The sequence below is a fragment of the Crossiella sp. SN42 genome (assembly GCF_023897065.1).
Lineage (GTDB): Bacteria > Actinomycetota > Actinomycetes > Mycobacteriales > Pseudonocardiaceae > Crossiella.
Genome location: NZ_JAMHIV010000036.1, coordinates 43,008 through 64,183, shown reverse-complemented (window position 1 = coordinate 64,183; position 21,176 = coordinate 43,008). Strand labels below are relative to the sequence as shown.

Annotated in this window: 22 protein-coding genes; 11 read left to right on the top strand and 11 right to left on the bottom strand. The window is 71.0% G+C overall.

What is annotated here, in order from left to right:
- Positions 1-17 precede the first annotated feature (17 nt).
- The 5 genes from M8C13_RS35150 to M8C13_RS35130 all read right to left on the bottom strand — a co-directional run bounded on the left by M8C13_RS35150 (position 18) and on the right by M8C13_RS35130 (position 2,503).
- On the bottom strand, positions 18-176 hold the full coding sequence (locus M8C13_RS35150) for a DUF6307 family protein (protein ID WP_252485101.1): 159 nt from the start codon (positions 174-176) through the stop codon (positions 18-20).
- 11 nt (positions 177-187) lie between these two features.
- Entirely contained in the window at positions 188-319 is a 132-nt protein-coding gene (locus M8C13_RS35145; RefSeq protein ID WP_252485144.1) for an RGCVC family protein, read from the bottom strand.
- 140 nt (positions 320-459) lie between these two features.
- On the bottom strand, positions 460-960 hold the full coding sequence (locus tag M8C13_RS35140; protein WP_252485100.1) for a hypothetical protein: 501 nt from the start codon (positions 958-960) through the stop codon (positions 460-462).
- Between the two features lie 49 nt (positions 961-1,009).
- Positions 1,010-1,705 (bottom strand): M23 family metallopeptidase, encoded by a 696-nt coding sequence (locus M8C13_RS35135; protein WP_252485099.1) that lies wholly within the window; start codon positions 1,703-1,705, stop codon positions 1,010-1,012.
- Positions 1,706-2,026: 321 nt separating this feature from the next.
- The gene (locus M8C13_RS35130) at positions 2,027-2,503 is read right to left on the bottom strand and encodes a MarR family winged helix-turn-helix transcriptional regulator (RefSeq protein ID WP_252485098.1); all 477 of its coding nucleotides are present in this window, start codon (positions 2,501-2,503) and stop codon (positions 2,027-2,029) included.
- 56 nt (positions 2,504-2,559) lie between these two features.
- Between M8C13_RS35130 and M8C13_RS35125 the strand changes: the two genes are divergently transcribed.
- The 3 genes from M8C13_RS35125 (at position 2,560) to M8C13_RS35115 (ending at position 5,448) form a co-directional block, all read left to right on the top strand.
- Positions 2,560-3,645 carry a serine hydrolase domain-containing protein gene (locus M8C13_RS35125; protein ID WP_252485097.1) on the top strand — a complete coding sequence of 362 codons (1,086 nt, stop codon included), beginning with the start codon at positions 2,560-2,562 and terminating at the stop codon, positions 3,643-3,645.
- Between the two features lie 37 nt (positions 3,646-3,682).
- On the top strand, positions 3,683-4,363 hold the full coding sequence (locus M8C13_RS35120; RefSeq protein ID WP_252485096.1) for a hypothetical protein: 681 nt from the start codon (positions 3,683-3,685) through the stop codon (positions 4,361-4,363).
- A gap of 89 nt (positions 4,364-4,452) precedes the next feature.
- A complete protein-coding gene (locus tag M8C13_RS35115) occupies positions 4,453-5,448 on the top strand; it encodes a sporulation protein (protein WP_252485095.1) in 996 nt (331 codons plus the stop codon).
- A gap of 157 nt (positions 5,449-5,605) precedes the next feature.
- On the opposite strand, the gene M8C13_RS35110 is transcribed toward M8C13_RS35115, so the two are convergent.
- On the bottom strand, positions 5,606-6,358 hold the full coding sequence (locus M8C13_RS35110) for a thioesterase II family protein (RefSeq protein ID WP_252485094.1): 753 nt from the start codon (positions 6,356-6,358) through the stop codon (positions 5,606-5,608).
- Positions 6,359-6,562: 204 nt separating this feature from the next.
- Between M8C13_RS35110 and M8C13_RS35105 the strand changes: the two genes are divergently transcribed.
- From M8C13_RS35105 to M8C13_RS35075, 7 genes are all read left to right on the top strand, one after another.
- The gene (locus tag M8C13_RS35105; RefSeq protein ID WP_252485093.1) at positions 6,563-7,204 is read left to right on the top strand and encodes a hypothetical protein; all 642 of its coding nucleotides are present in this window, start codon (positions 6,563-6,565) and stop codon (positions 7,202-7,204) included.
- 100 nt (positions 7,205-7,304) lie between these two features.
- On the top strand, positions 7,305-7,871 hold the full coding sequence (locus tag M8C13_RS35100) for a DUF3558 domain-containing protein (protein ID WP_252485092.1): 567 nt from the start codon (positions 7,305-7,307) through the stop codon (positions 7,869-7,871).
- A 110-nt stretch (positions 7,872-7,981) separates the two neighbouring features.
- Positions 7,982-8,311, top strand: coding sequence for a hypothetical protein (locus M8C13_RS35095; RefSeq protein ID WP_252485091.1), 330 nt, complete (start codon positions 7,982-7,984; stop codon positions 8,309-8,311).
- A gap of 10 nt (positions 8,312-8,321) precedes the next feature.
- Complete coding sequence (locus M8C13_RS35090) at positions 8,322-8,909, top strand: DUF3558 domain-containing protein (RefSeq protein ID WP_252485090.1); 588 nt, start codon at positions 8,322-8,324, stop codon at positions 8,907-8,909.
- Positions 8,910-8,922: 13 nt separating this feature from the next.
- Complete coding sequence (locus M8C13_RS45175) at positions 8,923-10,176, top strand: WXG100 family type VII secretion target (protein ID WP_305884038.1); 1,254 nt, start codon at positions 8,923-8,925, stop codon at positions 10,174-10,176.
- Positions 10,177-10,179: 3 nt separating this feature from the next.
- Entirely contained in the window at positions 10,180-10,968 is a 789-nt protein-coding gene (locus tag M8C13_RS35080; RefSeq protein ID WP_252485089.1) for an ESX secretion-associated protein EspG, read from the top strand.
- Positions 10,968-11,534: a hypothetical protein gene (locus M8C13_RS35075; RefSeq protein WP_252485088.1), complete on the top strand. Its 567-nt coding sequence runs from the start codon at positions 10,968-10,970 to the stop codon at positions 11,532-11,534. The genes M8C13_RS35080 and M8C13_RS35075 overlap by 1 nt, the downstream gene beginning before the upstream one ends.
- Positions 11,535-11,542: 8 nt before the next feature.
- On the opposite strand, the gene M8C13_RS35070 is transcribed toward M8C13_RS35075, so the two are convergent.
- Together M8C13_RS35070 and M8C13_RS35065 are read right to left on the bottom strand one after the other, a co-directional pair.
- Entirely contained in the window at positions 11,543-13,252 is a 1,710-nt protein-coding gene (locus tag M8C13_RS35070) for a thiamine pyrophosphate-binding protein (protein WP_252485087.1), read from the bottom strand.
- A complete protein-coding gene (locus M8C13_RS35065) occupies positions 13,249-15,963 on the bottom strand; it encodes an aldehyde dehydrogenase family protein (protein WP_256510219.1) in 2,715 nt (904 codons plus the stop codon). The genes M8C13_RS35070 and M8C13_RS35065 overlap by 4 nt, the downstream gene beginning before the upstream one ends.
- Before the next feature lie 736 nt (positions 15,964-16,699).
- Here M8C13_RS35065 and M8C13_RS35060 point away from each other — a divergent pair.
- Positions 16,700-17,149, top strand: coding sequence for a hypothetical protein (locus M8C13_RS35060; protein WP_252485085.1), 450 nt, complete (start codon positions 16,700-16,702; stop codon positions 17,147-17,149).
- Here the strand turns inward: M8C13_RS35060 and M8C13_RS35055 are convergent.
- The 3 genes from M8C13_RS35055 to M8C13_RS35045 are packed head-to-tail and all read right to left on the bottom strand — an operon-like array spanning position 17,146 to position 20,914.
- On the bottom strand, positions 17,146-18,201 hold the full coding sequence (locus M8C13_RS35055) for a tetratricopeptide repeat protein (protein WP_252485084.1): 1,056 nt from the start codon (positions 18,199-18,201) through the stop codon (positions 17,146-17,148). The genes M8C13_RS35060 and M8C13_RS35055 overlap by 4 nt on opposite strands.
- Positions 18,202-18,245: 44 nt before the next feature.
- Complete coding sequence (locus M8C13_RS35050) at positions 18,246-20,018, bottom strand: GMC family oxidoreductase N-terminal domain-containing protein (RefSeq protein WP_252485083.1); 1,773 nt, start codon at positions 20,016-20,018, stop codon at positions 18,246-18,248.
- Positions 20,018-20,914: a hypothetical protein gene (locus M8C13_RS35045; RefSeq protein ID WP_252485082.1), complete on the bottom strand. Its 897-nt coding sequence runs from the start codon at positions 20,912-20,914 to the stop codon at positions 20,018-20,020. The genes M8C13_RS35050 and M8C13_RS35045 overlap by 1 nt, the downstream gene beginning before the upstream one ends.
- Positions 20,915-21,176 lie beyond the last annotated feature (262 nt).

Sequence of the window (21,176 nt, the reverse complement as noted above, 5' to 3'; positions counted from 1 at the left end):
GTTGAGCCGGGCCGCGCTCAGCGGACGGTCTCGGCGATATGGTCCATCGCGTGCAGCACGTGTGCGGCCAGCGCGGTGGCGTCCTTCTCGCTGAGCTTGGAATTTTCCCGCAGCGTGTTCTTGACCAGTTCGATCCGGCGGTCGTAGCGGGACATGGGGGTAATGGTGGTGGTCATGGGGAGTTCTCCTAACCCGGGCAGACACAACCTCGGTTGAGTCCGCTGCTCGCGGACGCCGCGCAGTACCGCGCGGCGATCTGGTCGTGGTCGTGCCAGGCGTGCGGGCAGGCTAGGCAAACCGGCTCTTTGCCGGCGGCCATACGTGGTTCCGAACTCATCCCGGCGCTCCCGCCTCCGGCCAGCGAATGCCGACCGGGAATCGTGGTGCGCCCAAGGCGGCGTCAGCTTGATTGCCTCCGCGCGACATACCCTCGGTAACAACAACCTTACCCGGTAATCGCTAGACCCGGGTCAGCGCCTCACGCAGGCTGCGGGTGAGGCCCTGCGGGGACAGCTCCTTGGTGAGGTCGTTGAGGCACTGACACTCCGCGGGCGGCCGCTGCATGCGGACGCAGGCGTAGACGCCGAGCACCTGGAGCGCCCGCGCGGTGGCCAGCCTGCCCTGCTCGCCGGGCAGCCGGCAGCCGCGGCGCACCCGGTTGGCGATCTTGCGCTCCACCGACCACCGGCCGGGCAGGAACCCGCCCGCCCTGGCCGCGGCCCGGCGGAACACGTTGGGCGAGAGCAGCCTGCGGGACTGCCGGGCCAGGCGGCGGCAGCTGGCCGGGCGCAGGCCGAACTGGAACGAGGTCCACAGCTGCTGACCGGCCAGCTCGATGACGCGGCGGCGCACCAGGCGCTTCCACTCGGCGGTGGCGATCACCGCGACCAGCTGCTCGGCCTGGGCGTCGGACAGTGGACGCGCGCGATGCCGCGCACGTCCACCGCCCACCCGGATCATGGTCCGAGACTGCTACGAACCCAGGGGCTCTCACCAGCCGCTATCGGGGTTAGAGGCGAATGCCCCGTTCGGCCAACCAGGTGCCGGGGTTCACCTTTTTGCCGCCTGGCGCCCACACCTCGAAGTGCAGGTGCGGTCCGCTGGACTGGCCGCGGTTGCCCATGGTCGCGATCTGCTGCCCGGCCTGCACCTTCTGGCCCGCGCGGACCATGGAGGCGTTGATGTGGCCGTAGACGGTGATCGTGCCGTCGTTGTGCTGCACCCGCACCCACAGGCCGAAGCCGCTGGCCGGGCCGGACTCGACCACGGTGCCGTCGGCGGCGGACAGGATCGGGGTGCCGATCGAGTTGGCGATGTCCACGCCGTAGTGCATGGTGCCGCCGCGCATGCCGAAGTTCGAGGTGAACCGGCCCTCGGCGGGCCGGACGAACTCGCCGCCGGGCTTGCTGGCGGACTTGGCCGCCGCGGCCGCGGCCCGCTTGGCCGCCTCGGCGGCGACCTTCTCGGCCTCCGCCTTCTCCGCCTCGGCCTTGGCCTTCTCGGCTTCGACCTTCTCCGCCTCGGCCTTCTGGGCGGACTGGCGCTCGTCGGCGATCCGCTCGGCCTTGGCCAGCTTGGCCAGTTCGATGCCGGGGTCGGTGGTCACCGCCCTCGGCAGGACCTCCGGGGCCGATCGGGCGACCCCGGCGAAGTTCGCCTGCAGGTCGGCCGGCTCGGGGTTGGCCTCCGAGGTCGAGGAGGTCATCAACTGGAATGGGCTGCCCACCACGACCGTCGTGGTCAATGCGGCGGCAGCCGCCATCGTGCTTCCGCGCCACTTCGGGGTGGTGGCGCGGGCTCTATGTCGAGCCACAGACTCGTTGCCCTTCCGTCTCGGGGAGCCCGGTCGAGACACCCGGCGGGGGATCCGGGTCTGTGGCGGATTCGGGGTCCACCACAGGTTGTCTCGCGTGACCGAACCGTGACGTTCGGCCGGGACGGTAACCACCTGCGATAACGGGAAGCAAGCTTTAGGGGTTCAAAGGGCGAAGTTTGGTGACAGATACCACTGGGTAACCACGGAGGGTCAGGTCCCGTGTATGGGCCGCAACCGGCGCGCGGTCAGCTCAGCCAGCGCCCCGGTCCGCACCGCCAGCCTGCGCAACCCGGACAGCACCGCCTCGGCCGCGGCCGGGCCGAGAACCTCCTGGTAGTGGGCCCGAAGATCAGCTCGCGCGGTGCGGGCCGCCTCGACCGCGCCGAGTCCCCGCTCGGTCAGCTCGACCACCCGGCCCCGCTGGTCGCCCTCGTCCACGCTGCGCCGCGCGTATCCCAGACGCGCCAGCTCGGTCACCGTCTTGGACACCCCCTGCGGGGTCATGCCGAGCTTGGCCGCCAGCTCGGAGATCCGGGCCGGACCGGGGATGAGGTGCTGGAACAGGTAGCCGTGCGCCTGCCGCAGCCCGGTGAACCCGGCCGCCTCCACCCGGCGGCGCACCTCCGCGTCGGCGGCCGCGGACAGCGCGGTGAACAGCAGCACAAGATCGTCGGCCGGGTCGAGCACGGCGGTCCCTCCGAATTTACGAAACCATGGTTGCGCAACTGTGGTTGACTAGTTGCGTGGAGCTTACGGTCAACGGCCACTGCGATCCCGCCTTCGCCGCGGTCCGGGAGGCCTTCGCGGCCGGGTTCGCCGCAGGTGAGGACTCGGGCGCGGCGGTGTCGGTCCGGGTGGCCGGTCGCACCGTGGTCGACCTGTGGGGCGGGCCCTGGCAGCGGGCCACCGTGGTGAACCTGTTCTCGGTGACCAAGGGCGTGCTCGCGGTGTGCGCGCACCGGCTCATCGAGCGCGGGCAGTTGGACCCCGAAGCGCCGGTGACCCGGTACTGGCCGGAGTTCACCGCGCCGGCCACGGTCGCCGACCTGCTCGCGCACCGCGCCGGACTGCCCGCACTGCGCGCTGCCCAGCCGCCGGGCGCGCTGTTCGACTGGGCGCACCTGACCGCCGCGCTGGCCGCTGAACAGCCCTGGTGGGAGCCGGGCACCGCGCACGGCTACCACCCGGTGACCTGGGGCTGGCTGGTCGGCGAGGTGCTGCGCCGGGTCTCCGGCCGCACCCCGCGCGAGCTGGTCGCACAGCTCGGCCTCGACCTGCACATCGGCCTGCCGCTCGCGCAGGCCCACCGCGCCGCGCCGATCACCGCCGCGCCGCTGGTCCCGCCCGGCCCCGGCCGGCCCGGCCGCGAGCTGCTGGCCGCGCTGGGCGACCGCACGTCGATGGCCGCGCTCGCCTTCGTCAACCCGCCCGATCTGCTGACCCCCGATCTGGTGGCCGACCCGCGCTGGCGGCAGGCGGAGATCCCGGCCGCCAACGGCCACGGCAACGCCCGCGCGCTCGCCGAGCTCTACGGCGCTCTGGCCTGCCAGGACCTGCCCGGCGCGGTCGAGGAGCGCTCAGCGGGCCGGGACGCGGTGCTGCTGGGGCACACCAGGTTCAGCCTCGGATTCATGCTCCCCGGCGAGCTCAGGCCGTTCTCCCCCGGTCCGCGGGCCTTCGGGCATCCCGGCGCGGGCGGCGCGCTCGGGTTCGCCGATCCGGACGCCAGGCTGGGCTTCGGGTTCACGCCGAGCCGCACGATCACCACCTTGCACGGCGCGGACCCCCGATGGCAGCGGCTGGTACCGGCGGTTTACTCCTGCTTGTGATGTTGTGGGCCACGCGCGCGCCTGCCAGGGTGAGCGCGTGGACTGGAACGCCCCGCTGGACAACTACTGCGAACGCGTGGCGCCCGGTCTGTGGGGCGAACCGCTCAACGCGGTCAGCAACGCCGGGTTCATCATCGCCGCGTTCGTCCTGTGGTGGCTGATGCGCCGCCGGTCCGCACCGGCCAGCCTGCACACACTGGCCGCGCTGCTGCTGCTGATCGGCCTGGGCAGCCTGGCCTTCCACACCTTCGCCAACGGCTGGTCGGTGCTGCTGGACGTCGGCTTCATCGCGCTGTTCATTCACTTCTACGTGGTCTGCTTCCTGCACTGGTTCTGGGGCCTGGACTGGAAGTGGGCCTGGCTCGGCGTGCCCGCCTACCTGGTCATCGGCCAGCTCATCTCGCTCACCCTCGGCAGGCTGGTCGGCGGGGGCGGCGGCCAGTACCTGCCCGCGCTGATCACCATGATCGTCTTCGCGGTCGCCCTCGGCCTGCACCGGGACCCGTCGCTGCGGCCCTACCGGAAGTGGTTCAGCCTGACCGCGGGGCTGTTCGCGGTCTCGCTGTTCCTGCGCACGGTGGACGGCCCGGTGTGCGGCCAGTTCGTCATCGGCACCCACTTCCTGTGGCACCTGTGCAACGCGGGCGTGCTCTTCCTGGTCGCCTACGCGCTGCTGCTGCGCTGGCGCGAGGTGAACGAGCGCCGAACTCTCCAGTGAACCACCGAAGCCGGGAACGCGTTCTTCGTCCCGTTCGTTGGCCTTACGCTGGGCAACACAATCCTCACAGGGAATAAGGACGGTTACTGGTGTTCAAGCGGATGCTCCAGGCTTTCGGCGTTGGCGGGCCGACCGTGGACACGGTGCTCCACGACCCGAACTGCCGGCCGGGCGGGCAGCTCTCCGGTGAGGTCCGCCTCGCGGGCGGCAGCGCCGATGTCGACATCGAACACGTGACACTGTCCCTGGTGACCCGGATGGAGGTCGAGCACGGGGACAGCGAGCACAACGCCGTGGTCGAGTTCTTCCGGGTCGCGGTGGCCGGCCGGTTCCGGCTGCGCGAAGGCGAGCAGCGCAGCATCCCGTTCCAGCTCCCGGTGCCGTGGGAGACCCCGGTGACCCTGGTCGGCGGCGCGCCGCTGCGCGGCATGTCGGTGGGCGTGCGCACCGAGCTGTCCGTGGCCAAGGCCGTGGACAAGGGCGACCTGGACGCGGTGCACGTGCACCCGCTGCCCTCCCAGGACGCCGTGCTGAACGCCTTCGGCCGCCTCGGTTTCCAGTTCAAGAACGCCGACGTCGAACGCGGTCACCTGCACGGCGTGCGCCAGGAGCTGCCGTTCTACCAGGAGATCGAGTTCTTCCCGCCGAGCCAGTACGCGGGCCGGATCAACGAGGTCGAGCTCACCTTCGTGGCCAGCCCCGGCGAACTCGCCGTGGTCCTGGAAGCCGACAAGCGCGGCGGCCTGTTCCGCAGCGGCGGCGACGCCTTCGGCCGCTTCCACCTCAGCCACCAGGAAGCCGAGCGCACCGACTGGGCCGCGCACATCGACGGCTGGCTGGGCCAGGCCGCGGGCCGGATGGCCCAGCACTACGGCCAGCAGCCGGGTTACGGCCACCAGCAGGGCTACGGCCACGGCGGCGGCCACCAGCGGCACTACGGCGACCACGACGACCACCGCCGCGGCGGTGGCGGAATGGGCATGGGCGGCATGGTCGCGGCCGGTGCCGCCGGCGTGGTCGGCGGTTTTGTCGCGGCGGAGATGATCGACGAGGTGGGCGACTTCTTCGGCGGCGACGAGGAGTGAGAGTGGGGCGCTCCACCCGCGGGATCTTTCGCGTCGCGGGTGACGGACCCGCCGTGTCGCTGACGCGCACGCCTCTTTCACAACAAGCGGCGGGCGGTTGAGCTTCGCGAGCCGCAAGTAAGGGACGGTCCTGCGTGGACCGTCCCTTTTCTTTGTCTCAGGCCAAGTTCGCGCCGGTGACGGCGGCCATGTGCCGGGGCAGCTGCTGCCACACCTCCGGCGTGTAGAAGTGCGCGCCGGGAAGCTCGTCCACCCTGAAGTCGCCGGTGGTCATCTCCTGCCAGCGGCGTGCGCCCGCCAGGGTCACCGGGTCCTGGGCGCCGATCAGGGCCTGGACCGGGATGTTGACCGTGGTTCCTGGCTTGTAGCGGTAGGTGCCGTGCAGGGCCAGGTCCGCGCGGAACGCCGACAGCACCACCTGGGCCAGGTCCTCGTCGGCCAGGATCTCCTCCGGCAGCGTGCCGTACTCCCGGATCCAGGCCAGCAGTTCGGCGTCGGCGTGCCGGGCCACCGGGCCGGTGTCGCCGGTGAAGCGCAGGTACGGCGGGGCGTGGTGGCCGGAGACGACCAGCGCGGTTGGCGCTTCCGCCGTGTCCGCCAGGCGGACCGCGGTCTCGAAGGCGACCAGCGCGCCCATGCTGTGGCCGGCGAGCACGTACGGCAGCCGGGCCACCGCGCGCACCGCGGTCACCACGTCGGCGACCAGGTCCGCGAAGTCGGCCGGCATCGGCTCGGTGAACCGGCGTTCCCGACCCGGGTAGCAGATCAGCACCAGCTCGGTGTCGGCCGGCAGTGCCCGCGCCCATGGCCGCAGTGGCGCGGTGCCGCCGCCGGCGTAGCTCAGGCCGATCAGCATCCGGGTGGCGTCCGGGCGAGGCAGGGGCCGCGCCACTGAGGTCAGTCCGCTCATCGTCCCAGCACACTACGGGCCGCCCGCCTTGATGCGGATGCCGCGCTCCCCCGCGGACGACACCGGCGTCCCGGGGGTCAACCGTCAGACCGATTTGTGCCGCCGCGCGTCGACGACCGCCGCGCCGCTGGGTACACCTTGGCCGACAGCTTGGACAACGGGACCCGGTCCCTCATCCCCGCAGTGGAGAGAAGAGCGTTGACAGTGAAGCTTCCCGCACGCCTCGCGGGTGTCGTGCTCGCCGGATCCGTCGCCATCGCCGCCGGCGGTTGCGCCGTGGTCAACAAGGTCACCGAGACGGTGGAGAGCCAGTCCGACGAGTTCGGCCCCGAGATCACCGCGATCGACCTGACCAACCTGGTCGGCACCATCAAGATCACCGGCGGCGACCGGCTGGTGGTGAAGCGGGAGCTCACCCAGCAGACCACCCGCAAGTCCCAGGCCGAGGTGGTCAAGGAGGGCGGCACCCTGCGGCTGACCGGCACCTGCGCGGGCGCGGGCGGCGACTGCGCGGTGGACTGGGACATCGCGCTGCCGGGCGGCGTCACCGTGAAGGTGGTCAACAAGACCGGCAGCATCACGCTGAACGCGGTGGCGGCCAAGGAGATCGAGGCCAGGACCAAGCTCGGCGAGGTCGTGGTGGGCGCCACCGGCGAGTTCGACCGGCTGGCCGCGCACACCGAGGGCGGCGAGGTCACCGTGACCGTGCCGGGCGGCCGGTCGTACCAGGTGACCACGAAGGTCAAGGAGCGTCTGGGCAAGGCCACCGTCGAGGTGCCGAACGGGCCCGGCCCGCGCATCGAGGTGGGCTCCGACCGCGGCGACGTCACGGTGAAGCACACCTGAGCGCCCCGCCCGCGGACGCTGCCCCAGCACACGTTCGGTAATCTGCGCGGCACGCAGGGTCCGGATCCGGACCGGACCGCGCAAGCGCCAGGAGACCCCCGTGCCCGCCGTGTTCGCCAGCCGCCCGCTCGTCGCCGCGACGATCGCCGCTCTCGCCCTAGGCCTGGCGGGTTGCGGCAGCTCCACCGCGGACCCCGGCCCGAACAACTCCCCGGCCCGCCCGCGCGAACTGGCCTTCGACAACGTCAAGCCCTGCGCGCTGCTGTCCCAGCCGCAGCAGACCGAGCTCGGCGTGGACCAGCCAGCCGAGGACGGCACCAGCCCCACCTTCAACGCCCCCAGCTGTGTTTTCGTCAGCCACAAGGAGAAGGTGAGCCTGTCGGTGGTCCTGGTCGGCGACCGCGGCATCGCCGAGTTCGGCCCCGGCAAGGCCACCGGCCAGGCCGACCCGGTCACCGTGGCCGGTTTCCCCGGCTTCCGGATCCGCACCGACCAGCCCGCGGGCGAGCAGTTCTGCACCGTGCACTTGGACGCCGCCCCGAACCGCGTGCTCACCGCCGCCTACAACGAGGAAGGCCGCGACAAGCCCCTCGCCAAGGACGAGGTCTGCCAGCGCGCCACCAAGGTCGCCGAGGCCGCGGTAGGGACCCTGACCAGCGCTAAGTAGTTGCACGTCACCCGAACGAGTGGAGTCGCCCGAGCAGGCTGAACAGGCCGGTGAGGGTCGTTTGCCGCGGCTACGATCTGAGATGAGCTGATCTCAGGGGGTAGTTGAAAGTGGCACCACAAGGCAGCGTCTCGGTGGACGGCATGAAGATCGACCTGGCCCAGGTCCCGGCCGCGATCCAGCTGTACCGGGAGACCAGGGACCGGATGAACGACCTCGCTGGACGTGCCGGCGCGGATCTGCAGATCGAGCCGATGGGCAACGACGACGTCAGCAGGGACGTCGCGCACGAGTTCAACACGCGCAACCTGCAGAGCACGGGTTCCGTCGCCGCGGCGATCACCGCCTTCCGCGACCGGCTCAACACGATCATCGACCAACTCACCGCGGTGCAGCAGCAGTACCGGCTGACCGATGACAGCAACAAGACGAAGTTCTAGGGAGATCCGCGTGCCGCATCGCCGCATCGTCGTCGCTGTCACCGCGGGAATGCTCGCACTCGGCTTGGCCGGGTGTGGTGGTGGCAACGCCGCGCCGACCACCACGGCCACGGCCCAGCCGACCACCAGCAGCGCACCGGCCAAGCCTGCCCGGCCGCGCGACCTCGACCTGTCCGCCGTCAAGGCCTGCGACCTGTTGTCCGCGCAGCAGCAGGCTGCCTTCGGCATCGACACCCCGCCGAAAGCCGGGCGCAGCACCACTTTTGACGCCGATGACTGCTTCTTCACCGCGGGCCAGGACCGCATCAGCTTCTTCCTGGTGCCGATCACCAAGCAGGGCATCGAGCGGTTCGCCCCCGGCCGGGTCAACGGCGAGGTACGCGAACTGACCGTCTCGGGCTACCTCGCCTACGAGGCGTGGACGCCGCTGGCACCCGGCAACCAGTTCTGCGCGGTGCACGTGGATGTGGCTGACGGGCAGGTGCTGCGGTCGCACTACGCGGAGAACGGTCGCAAGCAGCCGTTGGGCCGGGAGGAGCTGTGCAAGCGGGCGGCTCAGGTGGCGGAGAACGCGTTGGCCACGTTGGTGAAGAAGTGACAGGGGGAAGGGCATGATGAACTCGTTGGACGTGTGCCGGAACTGGATGGCCGTTCCGCACCAGAAGCTCTACGACGATCTGCAGCAGGGCCGGGGGCCGGCCACCGCGGAACCGGCCAAGCGGTTCCACAAGGAGCTGGCGCAGGGGTTCTTCGACGCCGTCAACGACCTCAAGACCGGGTTGAGCAAGCTCGGCGGGGTCTGGCAGGGGCAGGCGGCGGACAACGCGCAGGCCGCGATCGGTGGGCTGGGGCCGTGGCTGGAGCTGGCCAGGACCGCGGTGGAGAACGCGGGCAAGGCGACCGGTTCGCAGGCGGATGCGTTCAGTGCGGCCAAGACGGCGATGCCGAAGCCGGTGGAGGTGAAGTCCGGGGAGGACTGGGCGCCGGTCAAGGGGGTCAAGAACTTCTTCGGGGTCAAGACCGATCGGCAGGAGGAGGAAGAGGCGGCCAAGGAGGCGCACATCCGGGCCGCACAGGTGATGTCGACCTACTCGACCTCTTCCAGCGCCAACGTGCGGGCCTTGCCGACGATCGCCGAGCCGCCGCTGGTGGCGGTGGACCAGCAGGTCACTCCGCCGCCGCCGGGGCCTGGTGGCGGGCGACGGCCGATTGGGGCGCCGACCCGGCGTGGTGGTGGCGGGGGTGACGACCAGAGCTATCCCGGTGGGGTTGGCAGCGGCCGGGATGGGACCGATCCTGTTGGGCCGCAACCGCAGGAGCCGCGGGATCCACAGCGGCCGGACCAGCCGACGGGTGACCGGCCAGTGGGTGATCGGCCGGTGGGTGACCGGCCCGGCGGGACCGAGGATCCGACCAGGGTGGCGGCGGTGACGCCGAGCCAGTACTCGCCGGTGCCGACGCAGGGGGCGGCGAACGTGCCGGGGAACTTCGGGCCGACCGGGGGCGGTGGCGGGACCAGCGGGGGCGGGTTCGGCGGCGGGTTCGGCGGCGGCTTTGTCGGTGGTGGGTTCGGCGGCGGCAGCGGCAGTGGTGGCGGTGCTGGGGCCGGGACTGGGACCGGGAACCAGGTTGGGCGGGGTGGGGCGGCCGGGGTTGGTGGCTCGCCGCAGGTGCCCGCCTCGCGGACCGGGTCGCCGGGTGCCGGGCGGACCGGGCAGTTCATGCAGCAGGCGGCGCCTGCCGGGGCGGCGCGACCCGGCGAGGAGGACGAGGAGCACGAGAACCAGTACGTGCTCGACTCCGACGAGATCTTCGTCGACGATCGGCTGGTCGCGCCGCCGGTCATCGGCGAGCACCAGGAGTAGGCGATGCTGGAAACCTCTGCCGCGCCGGAGTTCCGGCTCTCCGCCTCGGCGTACCAGGTGCTGTGGGAGAAGCTGCGGCTGACCGAGATGCCGATCGTGCTGCACGTGAACCCGCGCGGCTACGAAGAACACGAGCGCACCGAGGCGGTCAACGAGGCCTGGGACGAGCTGCACCGCAACGAGTTGGTCAGCAACGGCGGGGTGCGGCCGGAACTGGTGGACGCGCTGACCCTGCTGGCCAAGCCCGCCCGCGCGGTGGACGCGCGGCTGTGGCTGGGCCGGGAGGTGCGGGCGCTGGCCGTCAGCGCCGGGGAGGACGCGGTGCTGGCGGTGCTCAGCGAGGACGAGCTGAGCCTGCGGCCGATCTACCCCGGCGGGCTGGCCAGGGCGGTGGTGGGGCTGCTGCCCGCGCGCAAGGCCGGGCTGGGCCACTCGATCTCGCTGCCCAGCTCGGTGATCGACACCGCCGCGCGGGATGTCGGCACCTCGGTCAAGGCGTTCGCGGAAGCCTTGCGCGACAACGGGATCAGCGCCGCCGACGCGCAGAGCGTGGCGACCATGATCGAGGGCGCCGAGCAGAGCGGTCAGTTCGGGGCGACCGTGACCGACCGGCTCGGGCGGCGCAACCGGGCCGACCACGTGGTGGCCTTCTACGACACCCCGGCCGGGCGCTACCTGATGGAGGAGCACCGGGGGTCCGACGGCACGCCGTGGACCACGATGAGCCCGGCCGACGGCAACCGGCTGACCGGGCAGATCGAGCGCCTGCTGGGAGAGCTGGACCAGGACTGATGCTGTTCACCAGCGCCGCCCTGGACGGCATCGCCACCGGGGCGGTCACCCTGGCGTTCCGGCGCTGGCGGCGGCCGAGCGTGCGCGCGGGCACCGTGCTGCGCACCGCGGCGGGGCTGGTGGAGATCCTCGCGGTGGAACCGGTCGAGGAGGTCGGCGAGGACGAGGCGGTGCGAGCCGGGTTCGCCGACCGCGCGACGCTGTTGCGCAGCCTGCGGAAGGGCGAAGGCGGCACGCTGTACCGGGTCGAGCTGCGGTTGGGCGGCGCCGACCCGCGGGTCTTGTTGCGCGAGCAGGCTGAACTGTCCGAAGTGGACAGAGCAGCGATCGCGCGGAAGCTGTCCGGAATGGACAGCCGGGCCAAGCACGGGCCGTGGACGGCCGTGGTGCTCGGGCTGATCGCGGAGTGTCCCGGCGTCCGGGCGGCTGAGCTGGCCGCCCGGATCGGCCGGGACACGGTGCCGTTCAAGAACGACGTGCGCAAGCTCAAGGAGCTCGGGCTGACCGAGAGCCTTGAGGTCGGCTACCGCCTCTCCCCGAGAGGAGAGGCGTACCTGCGCGGCTAGGGCGTGTCCTAGTGCTTCTCGTTGCCGCCGGGGAAGTCGCCCTCAAGGTCGCTGATCCCGGGCGGGGCGTCGGAGAGCTCGACCGGCACGTGCACCACGGTGACCCGGCCCTCCAGTGAGGCGGTCACCGCCTGGCCGAGCGCGTCGGTGAGCGTCGCCTTGTCGGTGATCACGACCTGCTCGACCTTCGGCGGGGTGGCGTGCGCGGCGGCGGCCAGCTCGCTGGAGACGAACGGGTAGCGCTCGGCGGGCAGGCCGTGCTGGTCCAGCTGGGACTGCAGCCAGCCGTAGCCGCCGTTGCGCAGCACCACGTAGACCACCCCGATGCCTTCCCGGCCGAGGGTTTCCAGGTCGCTGCGGAACAGGTTGAACGCGCCGTCGCCGACGAAGGCGATCACCGGGCGGTCCGGCGCGGCGATCTTGACCCCGGCGGCCGCGGCCGCGCCGAAGCCCAGCGTGGTCTGCTCGGAGGGGACCACCGAGCCGCCCTGCGCGCCGGTGGAGTAGTACGGGTAGATGTAGGACCACATGTCCTGCAACCCGTTCTCCTGCACCAGGATCCGGGAGGCCGGGGCCACCGCGTCGATGGCCGCGAGCACCTCGGCCACGTGGGTGTAGCCGTCCTCGCCGAAGATCTTCAGCCGGTCCTGCGCGGCGGCGGCCGTGGCGGCGCGGCAGCGGGAGATGGTGGCCACCCAGTCGGCGTCCGGGGTGTGCCCGGCCAGCGCGGTCAGCCAGGCCGCCACGGTGCCCGCGCCGTCGCCGATCACCTTGGGACCGGCGAACTCCACGGACAGCCCGGCGGCGTCGATGTTGACCTGCACCACCGGCACCGTGGAGCCGATGCCCTCCCAGCCGAAGGTGGCGGTCTCCTCAAGGCGGGAGCCCAGCGTGATCAGCAGGTCCGCGCCGCTCCACAGCTCGGCGGTCTGCTGCGGCGAGTACAGCCCGGCCAGGCCGCAGAACTGGGCGTGGCTCTCGTCCACAGTGGAGCGTCCGGTGGCCGTGCTGTAGATCCCGGCGCCGATGGTCTCGGCCAGGCGCTCGACCAGGCGGTCGGCGTTGCGGTGCCGCATGCCGCCGCCGACCAGGATCAGCGGCCGCTTGGCCGCCTTGATCGCCTCGAGCGCGGCGCCCTCGGCCGCGCCGGGGGCGTGGTCGGCCCTGGCCACGTCGGCCAGGGTGTTCCACGGGCGGGTGCGCGGGATCTCTTCCTTGAGCAGGTGGTCCGGGAACTCCAGGTACACCGGGCCGGGCTGGCCGGAGGTGGCGATCAGCAGCGCCTTCTCCAGCGCGGCGGCCACCCGGTCCGGGTGGTCCACCCGGTGCGCCCACTTGGTCAGCGGGGCCACCAGCGCGAGCTGGTCCAGCTCCTGGAAGGCGTTGCTGCCGCGCTGTTCCACGCTGGTGCCGCCGGCCAGCACCACCACCGGCGCGGCCGAGCAGTGCGCCTCCAGCAGGCCGGTGACCGCGTTGGCCACGGCCGGGCCCTTGCCGATGACCGCGATGCCGGGCTTGCCGGACTGCAGCGCGTACCCGGTGGCCATGAACACCGCGTTGCGCTGGTCCCGGCACAGCACCATGCGCCGGTCGGTGGGCTCCAGGGCGCGCAGCATGCCGAGGTCGTCACCGGGCAGGCCGAAGATCGTCTCGACCCCCGCCGCGGTGAGGAAGTCGACAGCGGCGTTCCAGGCGCCCTGGTAGGTCTGCTCGGTCATGCGTTGGCCATCCTGCTCTGCTTGGCTGCGGGGAGGTGCTCGGCGACCGCCTTGGAGATCAGGATCGGCTCGGCGTGCCGCTCTCCCTGGTAGGCGACGTAGTTGGCGGCCACGCCGTGTCCGCCGAACGGCTTGTTGCCGTTCTCCACCTCGAAGATCGTCATGTTGGCGCACACCGCGTGCCGCTTGGCCAGCAGCTCGGTCGCCGCCTGGTCCTCGCCGTAGATCATCGCGGCCATGGCCCGCTCGTTGACCAGCGGCGAGTTGATGAACGACTTGAGCTGCTGCGCGTTCTCGTAGACCACCACGTTGAAGATGGGCGAGAACGTCTCCTCGATGGGCATCTTCTTGTTGTACCTGCGCACGAGCACCGTGGGCTCCACATGCCGCGACCGGAAGTCCACCCGGCCGCCCTGCACGATGTGTTCTCTGTTGGTTCGCAGGTAGTCCGCCGCCGCCTCTAGCGCGGTGTCGTAGCAGAGGGAAGAATAGTCCGCTTCGGGGTCGGTGTAGCTGCCGTAGCGCAGGTCGGCCACCCGCTTGACCAGCTGGTCGGTGAACCGTTCCGCCTCGGCGGCGTTGACCATGAACACATCCGGGCCGAAGCAGTCCTGGCCGGAGTTGACCATGCGGATGCGCAGCGCGTCGGTGACCGCCAGGTCGATGTCCGCGCCGGGGGCGACGATGAACGGGTTCACGCCCTGGCCGAAGAACAGCAGCATCTGGTCATCGCGCAGCTCGGAGCGGACCAGCTCGGCGTTCTGGTACGCGCCGGTGAAGACCAGCACGTCCGCCTCGGCCACCGGGACCTCGACGAACTGGCGCTGGCTCAACGTGGTCAGCTCGATCGACTCCAGATTGTGCACCGGGGCCAGCAGCTCGTGCACGCGCTTGGTGGTGCCCGCGACCTGGCTGGACGGCCGGAAGATGATCTCGTCGGTGTACAGCGACGGGATCAGCATGTACAGCGCGTAGGAGTAGAGCAGCACGTTGGAGGACATGAACACGGCCATCTTGTCCACCTGGCCCGGCCGGTAGGTCGAGACCTCCTCGACCGCGCCCTCCAGCGCGCTGATGGTCGCCTCGATCTCCTCCAGCACCGCCTTGTGGTTGGAGATCTCGGTGAGCACGTCGATGACCTGCTGCGGGTTGGTGCGCAGGAAGTCCAGCACCGCGGTGAGCGCCTGGACCCGCTCCGGGTAGTGCAGCGCGGACAGGTCGGGGACCGGCTCGGGCTCGGTGGTCCGGGTCACCCGGTCCTTGGCGCCGGGCAGGGCTTCCAGCACGAGCTGCTCCAGCTGCCGGGGGTCGGGCTTGCCGTTGGCGTTGAGCGGGAACTCGGGCAGCACCAGCACCTGGTTGGGCTGCTCGAAGGGCGGCAGCTCGGCGCAGATCAGCTCGCGCCAGTGCCGGGCCTCGCGCAGCTCGGGGTCGGCGACCACGAACACCAGCTGGCTGCCGCGGCGCGGGTCGTCCAGCGCGACCACCTTGATCGGTGCGCCCACCACCTCGGCCTTGCGGGCCAGGGCCTCCGGGTAGAGCGTGTGGCCCATCCGGTGCACGGCGAACTTGCGGCCGACCACGTAGAGGTTGCCCTCGGCGTCCCGGTAGCCGATGTCGTTGGTGCGGTAGGTGTCGTTCTCCCGCGGCGTGACGCTGCCGTCGGCGGCCAGGTAGCCCTGCATGAGGCCGCTGGAGCGGACCAGGATCTCGCCGATCTCGCCGGGCGCGGCGGTGACCCCGTTGTCGTTGATGATCTGCAGGTCGACGCCGTCCAGTGGCTTGCCGCAGCCGACCGGGTTGTCCGGGGCGGCCAGCGCGATGTTGCCCAGCTCGGTGCTGCCGTAGCCGTCCAGCAGGGGCTGGCCGGTGGCCGCGATGAACTTGTCGGCCAGCGCGCGGTCCAGCGGCGCGCCGCCCACGCACCACATCCGCACCCCGCGCAGCCCGGTGGCGAACTCCGGCCGGCGGCGGAGCAGGTTGAGCATGGTGTGGTAGGTCGCGGGGGTCGCGTCCACCACGCTGACGCCGTAGCGGCCCGCCATGTCGACCGCGTGGTCCAGGCGGGTGTAGGGCGCGACCACGAAGGAGCAGCGGGCCACCCACCACAGCAGCACGAGCGAGAGCCCGTACTGGTGGGAGAAGGGCAGCAGCGGCATGAGGACGTCGGCCTCGGTGTAGTTCATCCGCTGCTGGGTGCGCTCGATGTTGCCCAGGAAGGAGCGGCCCGAGCGGACGATGCCCTTGGGCTCGCCGGTGGTGCCCGAGGACCAGGCGATCAGCGCGTCGGAGCGGGAGAACCAGTCCACGAAGGAGAGCGAGCCGAGCACGTCCTGGCCGTTGGCGGCCTCGGCGATCAGCTCGTCGAGCAGCAGCGTGCCCACCTCGGCGGTGGGCAGGGCCGGCTGGAGCACTGCCCACCGTGCCCGAGCCAGCCCCGCGAACCGAAGGGTCTCCTCCGGGGTCTGCCGGTGGTCCACCAGCACGATCGAGACGTCCAGGTGCACCAGCGCGAGCAGCGCGGTGACATAGCCCGCCGAGTTGTCCGCCTTGAGCACCACCCGGTCGCCGGGCGCCACACCCCGGCTGCGCAACACCGCCGCCACCCGGAGCGCGTCCTGTTCGACCTCGCCCACCGAACGCACCGAGTCAGCCGTCACCAACTTCGCTGCCACAGGATCCACTGCCGCTCTCCCGCTTCCCACATCCATCGCCAGTATCGACGTCGCCACTCGCCGCCGGGATCATCGAGATCCCCTTGCTACCGGGGCAGCCGGCGGGCGCGACGACGCGCACTCAGTTCCGGCCACTGACAGACACACCCCAGATGGATCGATTGCCAGCCTAACGAGCCGAGTGGGCGCGGTGGAGGGCACTTCCAAAAGTTGGGGCGAACGGAGCAGGGCGCGCATCAAGATTTTCAAAGGCATTAACGCTGTGTGACAGCAGTAATACGCGCAGCACAGCCGAGGCCAACTTCGGCCAATGTCAAAGCAATGTCAAAGAAACGTCGGCCGCTCATTTGTTCTCGTACAGCTGCACAGAGAAAAGGAATTCACGCAACTGTCAGGAAAGTGTCAGTAAACAACGCGAAAGCCCCGGGTGACCTGCGTTGGAGGCAGGTCAGCCGGGGCTGCGCAGAGCGTGGGCGACCGGTACCGCTGGGGGACAATGCCGGGCAGCCCAACTCGGCGAACGATCGCACGTGGGCCCGGCGATGTCCAGCCGAGTGGCCAGAAATCATTCTGGAGGCTTACCTCCAGGTGGTACTCAGGTCTTCTGCTAGGCCGTCCGGGGACGAGTCGGGTCTGTGCAGGTAGAGCGCGGATCAGCAACCTGTTTGAATCGTGCCTTGTGTTGTACTTCGTCATCATCGCCTGCGAAATCGCGTTTTGGGTGATTCTGTTCACCGGTTTGCTGGTGCGCTACGCACTGCAGTGGCCAAGAGTGTCGACGCTAATTCTGCTGTTGACACCGGTGGTCGACGTGGTCTTGCTGGCGGTGGCGACCTGGGACCTGCTCGGCGGTGGCACCGCGAACCTGGCGCACTCGCTGGCGGCGATCTACCTCGGCTACTCCATCGCCTACGGCAAGCGGCACATCGGCAAGCTGGACCGGAAGTTCCAGGCCCGCTACGCCCGCAAGCGCGGTGAGCCGGTGCCGGAGTTCACCGACCCGGAGCAGGCATGGCCGCGCTCGCGGCGGGAGCGCGCGGCCTGGTTCCGGCTGCTGCGGATGTACCTGGTGCTGGCCGCGCTGATGGGCGGCGCGATCCTGCTCACCGGCGACCCGGCCCGCACCCAGGCCCTGCACAGCCCGTTGATCATTTGGACGCTGATCGTGGTGATCGACGGCCTGGTCAGCTTCTCGAAGAAGGACGAGCCGGCGCGCGCCTAGCCACGGCGCAGTCTGGCCAGCACCGCGGCCACGGCGGTGCTGAGGCAGGTGAGCACGGGCAGCTGGATGTCGCCGGGCTGGAACAGCGAGATGGCGGTCCAGGCGAGCAGGCAGAGCGTGCCGAAGCCGAGCAGCAGGGTGGTCAGGCCGAGGCGGGGGCGGCCGGCCAGGATGCGGACCAGCCTGGGCCGGACCGTGGCGGGCAGGCGGCGCAGCGGCAGCGCGGCCAGCACCGCGGTGGCGGCCAGCAGCAGCACGCCCAGCCAGACGTGGCCGGGTCCGGGTTGCGGCAGTCCGGCGATGACCAAGGCCAGCGAGCCGAGGCTGAGCACCAGGGTGAGGGTGCGGGCGGTGGGCCAGAGCAGGCGGGCCACGGCGTCCGCGGGGGGCGGCGGGGGTTCGCCGGTGGGCAGCTGGCCATCGCCCGCCGATCCGGCGCGGGTCTGCGGACGGTGGGCGGTGCCCGGGGCCGTCCCGGCAGCTGGCCCGGCCCCCGGTGCTGGCCCAGCCCCCGCCCTCGAACCGGCCCCCGGCTCGCCTGGCCGACCGGTTGGCCGGGCGTTCTTGGCGCTCTTGCGCACCAGGTCCAGGTTCAGCTTGGCGTGCTTGTTGCCGGGGTCCAGGCGGAGCGCGGCCAGGTAGGCCTGTTCGGTGATGTCCCAGCGGGTGGCGCGCAGCGCGATGTCGCCGAGCACCTCGAAGCAGCGCGGTTCGGCCGGGGCCAGCTCCACCGCGCGGCGGGCCGCGGCCACCGCCTGGTGGCCTTCGGGCCGCTGTGGGTCGAGCATCGCCCCGCCCGCGCCGAGCGCCTCGGCGAGCGCGACCTGTCCCCGCCAGTCCCCCGGCGCCAGCCGGACGGCTTCCCGCGCGGCGGCCACCGCCTCGGCGTGCCTGCCCAGCTCGGTGAGCGCGATGCCGCGGAGCCGGTGCGGCGCTTCCGCGTCCGGGGCAAGTTCGGTGGCCCGCTCGGCGGCGTGGAGGGCGCGCTTGGGTTTGTTGTTCGCCAGGTAGGCCGCGGCCTGGCGGCACAACGCCTCGGGCTCCTCGGTCACGGGGTGGAGTCTCGCACGTGCGCCAGGTGACCCTGGCCGGGGCGTCACAGGCCGAGGCGACCGAGCGCCTGGCTGATCCGGGGGTCGGTGGAGACGATCGGCGACTCGGTGCGCACCCACGGGGACCCGCCGAAGTGGGTCTGGAAGATGTGCTCGGCGGTGCGGGTGGCCAGGGCCTGGGTGGTCAGGGTCGGGTTGGGGCCGCCGAGGGCGTTGGCCAGCGCCGAGTTGTCCGCGATGTAGAGGCCGCGCACGGCTCTGGACTCGCCGGTCGGCTGGGTGACCGAGTTCTGCTCGGACAGGCCCATTCGCATGGTGGACTGCACGTGCAGGATCAGCGGCGCCCAGTCGATCCGGAACACCTTCTTCGCGCCCGCGCCGCGCAGCAGCTGGGTGGCGCGCTTGGCCAGGTACTCGCGGTTGCGCTGGGTGCGGGCGGTGCGCTGGCGCTGACGGAACTCGACCTTGGCGATCGGCCCGTGCTCGTCGGCGGGCAGCACCGAGGGCAGCACCCGGTTCTGCGCCTCCACGTCGTCGTCGGTGATCACCAGCACGTTGAGCAGCCGGTTCACCCCGCCGGCCAGCACCTCCTTGAGCTCAGGGCCGATCAACCGGCCGGCCGGTCCGTCCCAGGGCCCGGTGGCGCCGCGGCCGTTGCCGTAGCGGCCGCGGATGCCACTGTCGCTCAACGTCATGCTGAAGGCCTGCAACGCCGGTGGCAGGCCGACGTTCTCCAGGCCGCCGTAGCCGGGGAACTCGCAGCGCGCGGAGGACCCGACGCCCTTGGTGGAGTCGGTGTCCCGGTCGAACTGGCCGATCACCCAGTCGAAGTGGTGGTCGGTGTAGCCGCGCCCGACCCAGCCGTTGGGGTTGGGCAGCCCGCTGTTGAGCCACAGCCGGGGCGTCTCGGTGCACCCGGCGGCCATCACCACGACCTTGGCGTCCTCGCGGTGCTCCACGCCCGCCCCCGTGCGCCAGGTGACCCCGGTGGCGGTGAGCCCGGTGCCCCTGCGCTCGGTGTGCACCCGGGTGACGAAGGCGTCGGTGATCAGCGTGGCCGGCTTCGCGCCGGGCCGGACCGCGTCGGCGGTGATGGCCAGCGGCACGTAGCTGTTGTCGGTGGAGCGCTTGGCGAACTGGTTGCGCGGGGCGCGCACGGGCTGCATGCAACCTTGGAAGCAGTAGCCGCAGAAGGTGCACCCGGTGGCCATCGGGAAGACCAGCTTCGACGCGTCGGTGGTGCGGCCCGCGGTGCCACCGGGTTGCAGGATCGCGTTCTCCTGCGGCCGGTAGGAGGCGCCAAGCGTGGTCTTGGTCTTCTGCACCGGGATGCCGAGGGTCTCACAGCCCCGGAAGAAGGTCTCCTCCTTCAGGCCCATGGCCGCGGTCTGCACCGGCAGGGTCGCCTCGGCCCACTCGTAGTAGGGCACCAAGTCCTTGTAGGCGAACGGAAAGCGGTGCTCGACGTCGTAGTTGGCCGCGTCCGGGCCGTCGTAGCCTGCGAACACCCCGGGGTAGGCGCGCGGGCAGTTGCCGTAGTAGTGCTGGGTCGTGCCGCCGACCCCGGAGAGCTGCCACAGGAAGGAGTTCTGCGGCGTCTCCCGGAACCAGGCGGGCTTGTTCCGGTCCTGCGGCCCGAACCGCAGGTACCCGGTGAGCGGGTTGTTGGCGTCGTTCTCGAAGTGCGTCCACTCCTCGCGCGGCTTGGCATGCCGGGGCCCGGCTTCCAGCAACAGCACGTCCAGCCCACGCCCGGCCAGCTCCGCGGCCACGACCGGCCCACCGCCACCGGCGCCGATCACGATGACGTCGCGCATCAGTCCTCCACCGAGGTTCGACCCTGGTAGTACCCACGGAAGTCGTCCCAGCCCTCAACCGGACCGGCCGGCTGGTACCCGGTCAACTGCCAGCCAACGGGCCGCGCCCGCAGCTTCTTGGTCCGCTTGTCGAAGACCTTCCACTCGGAGTAGGCCCCGAACGCGGGAAACTCCAGCAGCGCCCCACCCACGAACTTCAACAGCCCGGACACACTCCCCCGCAACGGCTGCGGCAAGTTCTGATCCAGCAACGCCACCAAATCCGCATCCGGCCCCTCCAGCAACGCGAACGCTTTGGCCTTGTCCGCAAAGGACAACCGAGCGAAAGGAGAGAGGAACGGCCCGTTGAGCGCGAGTGGGTTCACCTGCGTCGCCAACAGGTTGAGTAGCAACGCGATCACCAGGGAGAGTGGAAGGGTTTCGTCGTTCTGCAAGACGAGCGCGAGAGCCTTGTCCAATGTGGACACTTGCAGGTCGATCAACCCGAGCAGGCTGTCCGGCAGCTTGATCCCGGTGTCCGCGAGAGCGGTGACAAAGGCCATGGACAGCGGCTTGGCCAGCTGATCGGGAAACGGCACGAAGTGGTCAAGCGCCTCGATCATGAAGTCGGTGGCGCCCATCTCCATCGCCCCGGGACTCGAGACGGGCGTGCCCTGGGCGCGGGAGTAGCCGTCCGGACCGGGCACCACAAAGGTGGTCAGGCCGTTGAGGGTGTCCCGCGCCAGCTCAGCGAGGATCGGGCGAAGCAGGTCAACGAGGATGGGCAACGGCGGCGCGGCGACAGCGGCGGGCGTGGCGCCCAGCACGGGCGGCAACAACACCCCCGCACCGGTGACCGCACCCAGAACGCCAATCCGGGCAAGGAAAGCCCGGCGCGCCAGGTCAGCAGAAGACATGTCCGCGTCCTTGCGGCAGGAGGTGTGGTGGTACCCCGGTGGGGCGGGGTGTTGGCATACGTACCGGGGAGCGGAGGGAGCGGCAAGCAGGGGACGCGGAGACCACTCGGATGGGTGGCAACGATGGTGGGAAGGAACGCGCCATCCGAGGGATACCGAGGGTTAGCCCGGGGTGAAAACCCACAAAGCGGGCCTCTCGTCTTCTCCGTACGGCCTGGAGACTGCTGACCGCGCCTCCCCACCCGGCCCTGCAACACAAACC